Genomic DNA, 12408 nt, shown 5'->3' with positions numbered 1-12408 from the left:
CCTCGACGCCGTGTACTTCGCGGGCCGCGGAGGAGCTTTCCCGCCAGGCCGACCGATGGCCTACGAGGGATCGTCGGTCAGGTCGTTCCGCGAACGACCAGCTCCAGCTCCAGGGCCAGGTCACGGGCGGTGGTGCGGTGGTCGAGCTGCTGGATGAGGCGTTCCGCGGCGGCGCGGCCGGAGTCTTCCAGCGGCTGGCGGATCGTGGTGAGGCCGATGACCTCGGCGAGTTCGCCGTCGTCGAAGCCCACCACGGCGACGTCGCGGGGCACGGTGAGGCCGAGGTCGCGGGCCGCCCGCAGGACCCCGGCGGCGAGCGTGTCGTCCGCGGCGAAGACGGCGGTCGGGCGCTCCGGCCGGGACAGCAACTCGTGGGCGGCCGCCAGGGCCTCGCGCGCGCGATGGCGGACCAGCCGGACGTCCTCGTCGCGGAGGGGGTGGCCGGCGTCGGCGAGCGCGGCGCGGTATCCCTCGAGCCTGCGCCGCGACGGCGAGACGTAGCGGTCGGAGAGCTGGGCCTCGCCGAGGAAACCGAGGCGGCGATGGCCGCGTTCCAGCAGGTGACCGGCGGCCAGGCGGCCTCCGGCGGTGTCGTCGGTGTGCACGGCGTCGAAGCCGGGGTGGCGTACGTCGAGCAGGACGGTCGCGAGCCCCAGGCCGGTGAGCCGGTCGGCGACGCTCTCGTCGAGGGGGAGGCTGACCACGATGAGCCCGTCGAGCCTGCCGGTGACCGGCAGGCTGGCCAGCAGGGGAGACGCGCTCTCCGCCGCCGACTCCTGATCGAACAGGACGACTTCCATCGGCCGCGGCCCGATGGCGCTCAGGATGCCGTTGAGGCGGCGGGCCACCGAGGGGTAGGAGGTGTGGGGCGCGATCACGCCGATGCGGCCGACACCGCGGCGGGCCTTGGCCACGGCGTCCGGCTTGGGGGTGAACCCGAGCGCGTCCACGGCGGCGAGCACCTTGCGACGGGTCTGCTCGCTGACCCTGCCGGGCGAGTTGAGCGCCCGCGAGACCGTGGAGATGCTGACGCCCGCCCTGCTGGCCACGTCGTAGATGGTCGGCGGGCTGGTCACGAACGCGCTCCCTCACTCGATGCCGGCGAACGGAACCTTACCTGGAAAGTGCTTCCATGCAAGCACTTGACAGTCCGGGCGATCGTCACGTCTCCTGGTACGACGCCAGACAGCCGGCACAGATCAGGCCCAGAGAGCGAGGCGCAGTATGAACGGCTCCTACGTGGTCACGGGTGGTGGCCGGGGCATCGGCCGGGCCGTGGCCGAGCGACTGGTCGCCGCGGGCGGCACGGTGGTGGCCATCGACCGGGATCCGGCGGGCCTGGCCTGGACGAAAGGGCAGGCCGGGGAAGGGCGGCTGATCGGGCTGGCGGGCGATGCCGCGGACCCCCGCGTCGCCGAGCTGGCCGCCGACGCGGCCGAGGCCGCGGCGCCCCTGGCGGGCTGGGTCAACAACGCCGCCGTGTTCCGCGACGCCTCGGTGCACTCGTCCGCCGCCCGGCAGGTGTCCGAGTTGATCGCGGTGCACCTGGACCTGGCACTGACCGGCTGCGCGACCGCGGTCCGCCGGTTCCTCGCCGCCCGATCCCCTGGGGCGATCGTCAACGTCTCCTCACATCAGGCGCGGCAGGCGGTCCCCGGCTCGTTGCCGTACGTGACCGCCAAGGCGGCCATCGAGGGGATGACCAGGGCGCTGGCCGTCGAGTACGGCCCGCGCGGCATCCGCGTGAACGCGGTCGCGCCCGGCTCGGTGCACACCGAGCGCTACGCCGCCTACCTGGCCGCCCAGGGCCAGGAGGCCGCCGCCCGGATCGAGGAGCAGATGGCCGCCGTGCACCCGCTGGGCCGCGTCGCGGACGCCCACGAGGTCGCCTCGGCCATCACCTACCTGCTGTCGCCCGAGGCCGGCTTCGTCACCGGCGCGACCCTCCCGGTCGACGGCGGCCGTACGGTGCTCGCCCACGACCCGGAGGCCAGGACGATCCCCGTGGCCGTGGCAGCCGCCACGCGCCGCCGGGATCGGCGCGCACCCGGCCCGTGGTGAGCCGGGTCAGAGCCAGCCGCGTTCCTTGGCGCGCAGGGCGGCCTGGAAACGGGTGCCGGCGCCGAGCCGGGACATCAGGTCGGCGACGTGGGTGCGGAACTTGCGTACGGAGACGTTCAGCGAGCGGGCGGCGGCCTCGTCGGTGTCGTGAGAGGTGAGGGCGTGCAGCACCTGCTGCTCGATGGGGGACAGGGGCAGGTCGTCCAGGTCTCGGGCGCGGGCCCACATGCCGTCGAACACGTCCGCCAGCATCGCGACCGCCCCCGGCTGGCGGATCTGCAGCGCGCCCGCCGTCGCGTCGGCGGGATCGGCCTGGACGAAGGCGATCGACCGGTTGACGACGGCCAGGTGCCGGACCGGTTCGGTCGTCACCCGGTGCAGGTCGCCCAGCTCGTTCAGGGACCGCGCGTACGGCTCCTGCTCGGGGTCGTCCAGGGCGTGCGCGGAGAACAGGGTACGGCTGCGCAACCCGCGAGCCAGCAACCCCTTGAACCGGTTGACCTGGTACCCCCTCCCGCTGAACAGGGCCTTCGCCTTCAGGTGCATCAGCTCACCCGGGTCGTCGGCCAGGAGCCCCGCCATGCGGCGGGTCACGGACGGGCCGTCGGGCATGTGCTCGACCATCTGGACGGGACGGCCGCTGCGGTGCTCCTCGGACAGCTCGGTGAGCACGTCCCAGGCGAGGGTCAGCTCGGTGAGCTGGCGCTGTGTGTGCTCGATGCGCCGCCGTACCAGGAGGTCCACGGCCGCCGCGGGGGTGACCGCGGTGAGCGCGTGGTCCACCAGGCCGAGCGCGCGCAGTTCGCCGGCCACCTCCCGGACGCCGGGCATGGGCAGCTCGGCGGCGGCGGTGTCGAGGTCGGCGCGCGCGGTGCGCAGCAGGTAGCGGTACAGCCGCTCCTGCGTGGCGGTCAGCCCCAGGCTGGCCAGGCTCATCGTCCCTCCGGTGCCCTGTGCGATCGGGATGTGAACAGACTAGGCGGGACGGGCTTTCGGCCGGGACGCGGTGCGGGCCACCGGCCTTCGTCCGAGGGACGATCAGCGGCCCAGGGGCGGCCGTACGGCCGGGCGTCGAAGTCCAGCGGGTAGCCGTCCTCGGCGAGACGCCGTGCGCAGGCGTCGATCCCGTCGGCCCAGGACCCGACGCTCGATGTCCGGCACCACGTAGCCGAGGTGGTACGGGGCACTCGGGCTCATCGCGCACGGCACGCCCGGCGGCAGGTCGTGATCGCTCCGCATGTTCATCGCGTCCTCTTCTCGGGAGATCACGATCAAGAGGCTGGGCGGTCCCGTCCATGGACGGTGGTCTCGATGAACCCCCGCACTCCAGCACCTGCGGAGGTGCCCGGGGCGAGCGCGGCCCCGGGCGCCTCCGCCGGTCGCCACAGCTAGGCCGGGGCGCGGCGCAGGTCGAGGCGGACCCTGGCCAGCCAGGCCCCCCAGCCGTCCGCCGGCCGGCTGTCGCCGAGGCGCAGGTAGAACGTGCCTCCCTGACCCCGCAGGTCGGCCAGGTCGAGCGTGCGCGGCCCCCGGTTGGACAGGTCGCGGACGTTCTCGGTCTCCTCCAGCACCGTCCGCCAGGTCTGGTTGTCGGCCGAGACCTGGACGAGGAACTGGTTGCCGAGGTCCAGGGTCAGCGAGCCCCCGCTCACCTGCCCCGGCAGCGCGAACCGGTAGACGGCGTGGCGGTCGCCGTCGGTGAAGCGGGCCCGCCCGTCGAACACCTCGCCGTCGAGCTGGGACCCGCCCTCCTCCAGCAGCCAGGGCTCCTCGGCGGCGGTGCCCGGGGTGAACTGCACGGTGTCGCCGAGCACGGTGACCGTCGCCTGCTCGGTGGCCGGGCCCTGGCCGGAGGCCGCCGAGAACCGTACGGGGTAGGCGCCGGGAGCGGCCGTGCCCGGCACCGCCACCTCGAACGTCACCGTCTGCGACGCGCCCGGCGCGACGGGCCCGAAGTCCGCGGCGGCGGGCCGGACCGTCCAGCCCTCGGGCCCGGTGGCGGTCAGCCGCCCGTCGGCCGGACGGGCGCCGTGGTTGGACACCTTCACCGGGATCGGCACGGTCTCGCCCGCCCCCGCGAGAGCCGGGGCGGCCTCGACGACCAGCGGCGAGGTCTCCGGCGGCGCGGGCGCGAGCAGCTCGATCTCCGCCAGCGACGTCCCGCCGGTGAACCGGATCCGGTAGTGGGCGTACGCACCCGGCGTGGCGATCTTGAACGGCCGGGTCTGCGACCGCCACGCGAAGCCCTGCCCCGACCGCTCGTCCAGCGCCGTCCACGAGGCGCCGTCGGCGGAGCCCTCCAGGACCCAGCCGGTCGGATCCTCGCCCGGCTGCCCCGCGCCGGACGTGAGCGTGTAGAAGCGCGCCTCCCGCTCGCCGGGGAACGAGTACCCGACCCAGGAGGGCAGCGCCGCCCGGGTGGCCGAGTCGTCGTCGAACAACGCGCTCACGTCGGCGCCGCCCGCCCCCGTCGCCGTGCCGCGCCCCGGCCCGGTGAGGTCGTGCAGCGGCGCGGGCACGCGGTCGTCACGGGTGATCGAGGGCGGCGCGGCGTCCTTGCCGGTGCCCCAGCGCGACGGCCGCGGCCCCATCTCGAACTCCAGCTCGCCGCCCTTGGCGATCAGCTCGTGCGGCAGGTACGTCTTCCCGTACGCCTTGCCGTTGACCTTCAGCCCTTGGACGTACACGTTGCGCGCGCTGTTGTCCCGCGCCCTGATCACGAGTTTCTTCCCGTTCTCCAGCCGCACCGTCGCCTTGTCGAACAGCGGCGAGCCGATCGCGTAGGCCGGGCTGCCCATCTGCAGCGGGTAGAAGCCCAGCGCGCCGAAGATCTGCCAGGCCGACATCTCCCCGTTGTCCTCGTCGCCCGCGTAGCCCTGGCCGATCTCGCTGCCCAGGTACAGCCGGGAGAGCGCCTCGCGCACCTTGGCCTGGGTCTTCCACGGCTGCCCCGCGTAGTCGTACATGTAGGGGATGTGGTGCGAGGGCTGGTTGCTGTGCCCGTACTGGCCCATCCGGACGTCGCGGGCCTCGCGCATCTCGTGGATGATCCCGCCGTACGAGCCGGGGAACAGCGCCGTCTCCCGCGTGGCGAAGAACGCGTCCAGCTTGGCCGCCAGCGCGTCCGCGCCGCCGTAGAGGTTGGCCAGGCCGCGGCCGTCCTGCGGGACGTGGAAGGCCATGTTCCAGCCGTTGGTCTCGGTGTAGTCGAAGCCCCACGTACGCGGGTCGTACGCGCCGGGCGTGCGGCGGAAGGAGCCGTCGGCGGCGCGGCCCTGGAAGAAGCCGGCCGCCGGGTCGAACAGGTGCACGTAGTTGAGCGCCCGGTTCCTGAAGTATTCGTGCTCCTCCAGGTAACGGGCCCGCTCGGCGCCCGTGGCGCGTTCGGCCAGGGCCTTGGCCATGTTCGCGATGCCGAAGTCGTTGATGTAGCCGTCCAGCGCCCACGACATGGCCTCGCCGGTCGACTCGACGCTGGTGTAGCCGAGGAAGACCGAGGTCGGCAGGCCCTTGCGGCCCACGTGGCGGGTGGGCGCGGCGACGGTGGCGTTCTTGACCGCGGCCTCGTACGCCTTCTCGGCGTCGAAGCCGCCCACGCCCTTCAGGTAGGCGTCGGCGAAGGCTACGTCGGAGCTGGTGCCGACCATCAGGTCGGCGTAGCCGGGAGAGGACCAGCGGGCGATCCAGCCGCCGTCCTCGTACTGCCGGACGAACCCGTCCGCCATCTCACCGGCCGCCTCCGGCGTGAGCAGCGCGTACGCGGGCCACGTGGTGCGATAGGTGTCCCAGAAGCCGTTGTTGACGTACACCTTCCCGTCGGCCACCGGCGCCCCCGTGTGGGTGGGCGTGCTGGGCGGGGTGGTCGTGGACGACTGCACGGCGTGCCGGAAGACGGGGGCGGCGGCGGTGCCGGTGTTCTCGAAGCCGGAGTTGGGATAGAGGAACAGCCGGTAGAGGTTGGAGTAGAGGGTGACGAGCTGGTCGCGGGTGGCGCCCTCGACCTCGATGACGCCCAGCTTGGCCTCCCACGCCCGGCGGGCCCGCTCGCCGACCGTCTCCAGCGTGTCGGAGGCGGCGATCTCCAGCTCCAGGTTCCGCCTGGCCTGCTCCACGCTGATCAGCGAGGACGCGATGCGCATGCTCACCGTGCGGCTCTGGCCGGCGTCGAAGGACAGGTAGCCCAGCACGTTGTCGCGGCCCTGGCCGGTGAGCCTGCCGCCGCCGGTGACCGGGCGGTCGAAGACGGCGTGGTAGAACATCCGCGTGGCCCCGGTGGACAGGTCGCTGCGGACGTCGGAGTAGCCGGTGACCACGCCGTTCGCGATGTCGAGCGTGAGGCCGCCGTTGTTGTCGACGTTGTCGAAGACCAGCTTGGCCGCGTCACCGGGGAAGGTGAAGCGGGCCAGCGCCGCGTGGTCCGTGGGCGCGATCTCGGTGGTGAGCCCGTTGTCGAAGGTGACGGCGTACAGGTGCGGCCGGGCGATCTCCCGCTCGTGGCGGAAGGCCAGCGCCCGCGCCGTGCGCGACGGGTCCGGCGTCCCCTCGGCGGCCGAGGGCATGAACTGGAACGTCTGCCGGTCGCCCATCCACGGGCTGGGCTCGTGGCTCGCCGTGAACGCCTGGATCTCAGGCTGGTTGGCCGCGTTGTTGGCCCGGTGGTACTCGTACAGCCAGCTCGTCGAGCCGGCGTTGGTCATCGGCGTCCAGAAGTTGAACCCGTGCGGCACGGCCGTGGCGGGGAAGTTGTTCCCGCGCGAGAAGCCGCCCGTGGAGTGCGTGCCGCGGGTCGTCGACACGTACTGCGTCAGCCCGGCCCGCCGCTCCTCGCGGCCCTCGTACGGCTCCCGCCTCCGCTCCGAGACGATCTTGATGTCGTCCACCCAGCCGCGGAACCCGGCCTGCCCGGCGGGGCTGTCGTAGGCCACCAGGACGCGGGTGATCCGCTTGCCCTTGGCCACCTCGCCGATCCTGGCGTGCTTGTAGTTCCACTGGTCGGCGTAGAGGGTCTTGGACTCGCCCTGCGCGCGCGGGGACAGCCGCACTCCGTGCTGGTCGACCGCCTTCAGGTCGCTCAGGTAGGTGCCGTCCGCGAAGGCCAGGTCCACCGAGACGTACGTGCTGGGATAGCGCGGGTCGGCCGCGGTGAACTCGGGGAAGACCACGTAGGACAGCTCCGTGGCGGACGTGACGGGGAGGTCCACCTCGAACACCTTGTTCCAGGAGTGGCCGCCGTTCTGGCCGGTGGTGCTGCCGGCGTACTGGAGCGCGCGCAGTCCCGTGAAGCCGGCGCGGGGCTTGGAGACGAAGCCGCCGGTCGGTCCCGTGCCCACCTGGCTGCGCATGTCGCTGGGCGGACGGGGGCCGCTCCGGCCGTCCGACAGCTCCCACTCGGCCAGTTGCAGGGTGGAGCCGCCGCCGATGCGGGTGACGTTCAGCCGGTAGTGGGCGTAGGCGGTGGTGCCGGGGAAGCGGTACTCCTTGCGCTGGTGGCGCGCGGTGAACGTCTCGCCGGTGCGGGTGTCCAGGGTGGTCCAGGTCTGCCCGTCCTGCGAGCCCTGGAGCTGCCAGTCGCGGGGGTCGCGTTCGGGGGAGTCGTCGGCGGAGGTCAGCGCGTAGTGGACGACCGCGACGGGGGCGTGCAGGGTGTACTGGGCCCAGCCCGTGGCGGTGAAGACCAGCCACTTGGTGTTGGCGTCGCCGTCGGCCAGGTTCTCCTTCACCTCGCCCGCGGAGGCGTACTCGCCGCTGGCGGAGACCCGGGCGACCTGGTCGGAGATGCCGCCCTCGATGCCGCCGGGCAGCGTGCCGGTGGTGTCACGGGACCTCTCGGCGGTGTTGAGCCAGGTCGGCTGGGGATCGCCGGGCTCGAAGGAGGTGGCGAAGGCCGCCCCCTCCGACTTGGCCAGCGACTGGCCGTCGAGGGCGGCCCGCCGCAGCTCCTCGGTCGAGGGGGCGGGCTCGGCCGGGCCGGGGTCGGGTGGCGGGCTGGAGGAGGGGCCGGGGGCGGGGGTGCCCGACGGGCCGGGATTTTGCACGGGATCCGATCCGGAGCTGGAGGTGAGGGCGTAGGCGGCGGGGGTGGCGAGCAGGAGCGCGACGACGGGGCATAAGACCGCCGTCAGGATAGGGCGTTTCACTCGGGGGGTGCCTTTCGTACGTCGGTGGCCGATGATTTGACAACGTTGTCACCCCGATTTGCTACGAAAGTTTCAAGCCGGGGGCGCGCTGTCAAGACAGCGTTGTCATCCGGCGGTCCCGCCGACGCCAGCGCCTGGCCCACCCGACGGGCCCGGCGCACGCGCCAGGGCCCGGCGCGCGGTGGTGGTCGCGGGCCGGGCCCTGGCGAGGAGAGCGGTGAGGAGTGCCTTCGCTACGGGCGGACCAGGAAGACGTTGCCGAGCGAGCGCTGGCCGGTCGCGTCCGAGGGCCGGTTCACGATGCCGGTCCCCGAGGTGACCATGACGCTGGAGCCGCCGCCGTCGAGGTTCATCGCCTCGCGCGCCCCGAGCAGCTTCATCAGCTCGGCCGTCTGGGCGATCCCCAGGCCCTCGCTGTAGCCGTCCTGCCGCCCGTCGACGACCACCAGCATGAGGCGGCCGCGGTCGTCCATGCCGATCATCGACCGGGGGTTGGCGCGCAGGGTCCAGTTGTAGGTGAACGTCTGGTCGGTGCCCTCGCGGACGAGGCCGTCGGCCGCCGCGTTCACCGACACCCGGCCGTCCCGTACGAGCGTGGGCCCGACCTGGAGGATCGTGGTGTCCTTGGTCAGCGCGACCCGCCGGCCCCTGCTGTCCTCGACCCGCTCGCCGACCCGCAGCCGCTCGCCCGCCTTGGCGTGTTCGAGCAGCCAGGCGGCGCTGTCGCCGATGGCCTGGATCGTGGACCCGCCGGCGGGCACCGCCGCGCCGCGCGAGGCGTTGACCGCCGTCACCGTGCCGCGCGCGTCCAGCACCGCCTCGGCGCCCGCGCCGGACGGCGGGGTGCCCCATTCGGGGGTGAACAGCACCAGCTCACTGTCGTCGGTGCACTTCAGGTCGTGCTGCGGCTTCTCGGTGGGCTGGTCGCCGCCCACGCCGCCGCAGTTGTAGATCTCGCCCGGCACCCGGTTGACGCCGTCGATCTCCACGTTCTCCCGGCCGGCGCGCAGGGTGACGTGGGCGGTGTAGGCGTCCACGTCGACGGAGCGCCCGCCCTTGGTGATCTTGATGCCGCCCCTGCCCTGGGTGGCCGAGCCGATCAGCTTGCCGTCCTTGACGTACATGCCGCCGGGGGCGCTGTTGTAGAACCACTGCGCGTTGATCCCGGCGACCGCACCGGCCGCGGCGGCGAGGTCGGTCAGCTTCTCCGTGCCGTTCAGCGTCGCGCCGAAGTCGGTGCCGACCGTGCCGCCGAACTCGCGGAAGTCCACCCGCAGCACGTGCACCTTCTGCGGGGCACTGGGGTCGGTGCCGTCCTGCGCGGTGTAGCGGGTGCCGCCGGCGAAACCCGCCGCCCTGAGCTTGGAGAGCGCGGCGGACGCCTCGGCGGAGGTGGCGTACCGGCCGACCCTGACGGTCCAGCCGAGCGTGCCCGCCGGACGGTCGGCGTACGCGGGCGCGGTGACCTCCTCGATCCGCGGCTCGAAGCCCTTCTCCCGGGCCGCTCTGGCCACCCGGTCGGCGATCTCCCTGGCCCCCAGCGCGGTGCCGGCCGTGTTGAGCGGCCCGTCGGGCGTGCCGGGCAGGTAGACGTGTACGGTCCAGTAGTCGCCGTCGTCCTTGGCCCCGAGCGACATGGTGGTCAGCGTCACGCCCGGCGCCACGGTCGAGGTCACCGGCGGGGCGCTCAGCGGCAGCCGTCCGCCGAAGAACGAGTCCTGCGGGGTGGCCGCCACCGCGGGCGCGCTCCCGGCCAGCAGGATCGCGGCCGCCGCGACGGCGGAGAGGGTGTTGCGGTGCATGTACATCCTTGATTCGCCAGCGAATTGTGTGCCCCGGCAGTCAAGGACCTGCGGATGGCGTCGGGCCGAACGGCGGGCGCTGTGCGCGGAGCAGCCAGGTGAACAGCACCGGGCCGGTGCGACAGCTCCCGCCCGGTCCACCGCCGCCGCCGGGGGAACGGGACGGCTCAAGTCTCGTACGAACGCCCGAGGCCGGGAGACGGCTCGGGTCGCGGAAGCCGGTGGCTCAGGGTTGGTACAGCAGCGACAGCGGCTCCGCCGGGCCGGGGTCGGTGAGCTGCGTGGCGGTGCGCCCGACGTAGCGGGTCAGCGACCGCGCCAGATGCGGCTGGTCGTAGTAGCCGAGCCGGTGGATCACGTCGTGGGCCGGCACGCCCTCCTGGAGCAGCACCGCCGCGCTCCTGACGCGGTCGATCTGCCGGATGGCGGCCCTGGTCAGCCCGGTCGCCGCCAGGAAACGCCGCTGGAGCGTGCGTACGGACACCTCCGGCGCCGCCCCGTCCAGCACCGCCGGCACGATCGGGTCGCGGACCAGGATCTCCTCGCGCACCAGCCGCGCGACGAATGCCTCCGCGTCCTCGTAGCCCGGCAGGTGCCAGGACGAGCCGTGCAGCCGGAACGATCGGCTGGTCGCGCCCGGGAGCTCCACCTGCCTGTCGACGACCTGCTCGACCGGCAGGTGAGGCATCAGCGCGCCGTGGACGAAGGTGATGCCGAAGAACGTGGCGTCTTCGGGCACCGGAGCCTGGCTCGCCTTCGTCTCCGGCCCGGCCACGGCTGCGCTCACCTGCCCGCGGTGCTGCCAGAAGACCAGGTCCCAGCGGGAGGCCGCGACCGCCGTCATCCGGCCGACGCCGTCGCTGCGGCTGCGCCACACCCGCTCGATGTACGGAGAGTCGGACGGCCGGCTCTCGACTTCCAACCCCATAAGGGTCATTCCTCCCATTTGATGCAAGACGTCCGAAGTGCCCGTGGACCAGCTTAGGCCGCGGCGGACGGGCGCGTTCGGCGTCCGTATGCGGCAGGCTCGCTGGTATCCCCATACGGCAGGCTCGCTGGTAGACGGGCGGCAGGGCCCGTCTCGCGCCTGAACCGACCACCTACCGGGTCCTGGCCCGGCTGCCGCTGGCGGGGAGGGAAGAGGGATGACGATCCGGGTGCTGATCGCCGACGATCAGGCCATGGTCCGCGAGGGCCTCGTGGTGCTGCTCAACGCGCAGCCCGACATCGAGGTGGTGGGGCAGGCGGCCGACGGCGGCGAGGCCGTGGCCATGGTCGACGAGCTGAGGCCCGACGTCGTGCTGATGGACGTGCGCATGCCGGTGCTCGACGGGCTGGAGGCCACCCGGCAGGTCGCCGGGCGGACCAAGGTCGTCGTGCTCACCACGTTCGACCTGGACGAGTACGTCTACCAGGCGCTGCACGCGGGCGCCAGCGGCTTCCTGCTGAAGAAGGCCGGCGCCCGCGAGCTGGGCGACGCGGTGCGGGTCGTGGCGGCCGGCGAGGCGCTGCTCGCGCCGTCGGTGACGCGCCGGCTGATCGACGAGTTCGCCCGGCTCAGGGCGCCCGTCCCGGCCGCCAGGCACGTCGGGGAGCTGAGCGAGCGCGAGGTGGAGGTGCTGACGAACGGCCCTGTCCCCGCTCACTACTACCTGAGTATGAGCGCGTCTTTACGTCTTGAGACCCATGACGGATGTGCCGCGCACTGCGTAGATTGTGATCATGCTCCGCCAGCCTCGTCGAGAAACCGGCCCGCAGCCCATCCCCGAGCTGCTCCACCGAGCCCTGTTCAAGGGGGTCTCCCTGCTCCCGCCCGGCGGGCAGGCGGTGGTGCTGCGCCGCTACTTCGACTGGTGGCACCGCTCGCCCGACCCGTGGCGGCTGCAGACCGACGCGTACGAGCAGCGCAAATACGCCACCACGCTGCAGATGCTGCCCGACCGTCCCTACCGCCGCATCCTCGACGTGGGCTGCGCCGAGGGCGCCTTCACCCACCTGATCGCCGCCCAGTACCCCGAGGCGCAGGTCACCGGCGTGGACATCTCCGAACGCGCGCTCAACCGGGCCCGCGCCCGCCCGGGGCCGCCGCTGCTGAACTTCACCCGCGCCGACCTGATCGCCTACGGGCAGCCTGGCGAGTTCGACCTGGTCGTGTGCGCCGAGACCCTCTACTACCTGGGCCGCGACGACCGCCTCCGCCTGGCCTCTGCCCGCCTCGTCGAGCTCGTCCGGCCCGGCGGCCTGCTGCTCCTCGTGCACCCGTGGCCGGAGGCCGACCGCCTCTACACCTACCTCGGCGACCCCATGACCCGGTTGCTGCACCACGTCGACGAAGACGCGCACCGCCCCTTCTCGGTCACCGTCTTCCAGTCGCGGCCCGGCCCCGACGCCGCTGGGCAGCCGTAGCG

7 protein-coding genes and 1 pseudogene are annotated in these 12408 nt (G+C 73.0%); 3 read left to right on the top strand and 5 right to left on the bottom strand.

The window, feature by feature from the left end:
* Positions 1–77: 77 nt before the first annotated feature.
* Positions 78–1076 (bottom strand): LacI family DNA-binding transcriptional regulator, encoded by a 999-nt coding sequence (locus tag ACZ6S0_RS30480; RefSeq protein WP_465922753.1) that lies wholly within the window; start codon positions 1074–1076, stop codon positions 78–80.
* A gap of 148 nt (positions 1077–1224) precedes the next feature.
* Here ACZ6S0_RS30480 and ACZ6S0_RS30475 point away from each other — a divergent pair, with 148 nt between their 5' ends.
* Entirely contained in the window at positions 1225–2061 is an 837-nt protein-coding gene (locus ACZ6S0_RS30475; RefSeq protein ID WP_465922752.1) for an SDR family NAD(P)-dependent oxidoreductase, read from the top strand.
* Between the two features lie 6 nt (positions 2062–2067).
* On the opposite strand, the gene ACZ6S0_RS30470 is transcribed toward ACZ6S0_RS30475, so the two are convergent.
* The 4 genes from ACZ6S0_RS30470 to ACZ6S0_RS30455 all read right to left on the bottom strand — a co-directional run bounded on the left by ACZ6S0_RS30470 (position 2068) and on the right by ACZ6S0_RS30455 (position 10922).
* Positions 2068–2997 (bottom strand): hypothetical protein, encoded by a 930-nt coding sequence (locus ACZ6S0_RS30470; protein WP_465922751.1) that lies wholly within the window; start codon positions 2995–2997, stop codon positions 2068–2070.
* Positions 2998–3449: 452 nt separating this feature from the next.
* Positions 3450–8198, bottom strand: a complete 4749-nt coding sequence (locus ACZ6S0_RS30465; protein ID WP_465922750.1) for a GH92 family glycosyl hydrolase — start codon at positions 8196–8198, stop codon at positions 3450–3452.
* 233 nt (positions 8199–8431) lie between these two features.
* Positions 8432–10000, bottom strand: coding sequence for a phosphodiester glycosidase family protein (locus tag ACZ6S0_RS30460; protein ID WP_465922749.1), 1569 nt, complete (start codon positions 9998–10000; stop codon positions 8432–8434).
* 226 nt (positions 10001–10226) lie between these two features.
* Entirely contained in the window at positions 10227–10922 is a 696-nt protein-coding gene (locus ACZ6S0_RS30455) for a helix-turn-helix domain-containing protein (protein ID WP_465922748.1), read from the bottom strand.
* A gap of 223 nt (positions 10923–11145) precedes the next feature.
* Between ACZ6S0_RS30455 and ACZ6S0_RS30450 the strand changes: the two are divergent.
* Both ACZ6S0_RS30450 and ACZ6S0_RS30445 read left to right on the top strand, forming a co-directional pair.
* Positions 11146–11424, top strand: a pseudogene (locus ACZ6S0_RS30450) (response regulator); the annotation flags it as partial.
* A gap of 298 nt (positions 11425–11722) precedes the next feature.
* Entirely contained in the window at positions 11723–12406 is a 684-nt protein-coding gene (locus ACZ6S0_RS30445; protein ID WP_465922747.1) for a class I SAM-dependent methyltransferase, read from the top strand.
* The last annotated feature ends 2 nt before the right edge of the window (positions 12407–12408 follow it).

The sequence above is a fragment of the Nonomuraea sp. NPDC051298 genome (assembly GCF_055586305.1).
Note: the sequence above shows the minus strand (reverse complement) of the source record. Positions and strands in the feature narration are given on the sequence as shown.

Excerpts from the sequence above, each read along its gene's own strand:
- ACZ6S0_RS30475 (WP_465922752.1), top strand. The coding sequence starts at position 1,225 with ATGAACGGCTCCTACGTGGTCACGGGTGGTGGCCGGGGCATCGGCCGG.
- ACZ6S0_RS30470 (WP_465922751.1), bottom strand. The coding sequence starts at position 2,997 with ATGAGCCTGGCCAGCCTGGGGCTGACCGCCACGCAGGAGCGGCTGTAC.
- ACZ6S0_RS30460 (WP_465922749.1), bottom strand. The coding sequence starts at position 10,000 with ATGCACCGCAACACCCTCTCCGCCGTCGCGGCGGCCGCGATCCTGCTG.
- ACZ6S0_RS30445 (WP_465922747.1), top strand. The coding sequence starts at position 11,723 with ATGCTCCGCCAGCCTCGTCGAGAAACCGGCCCGCAGCCCATCCCCGAG.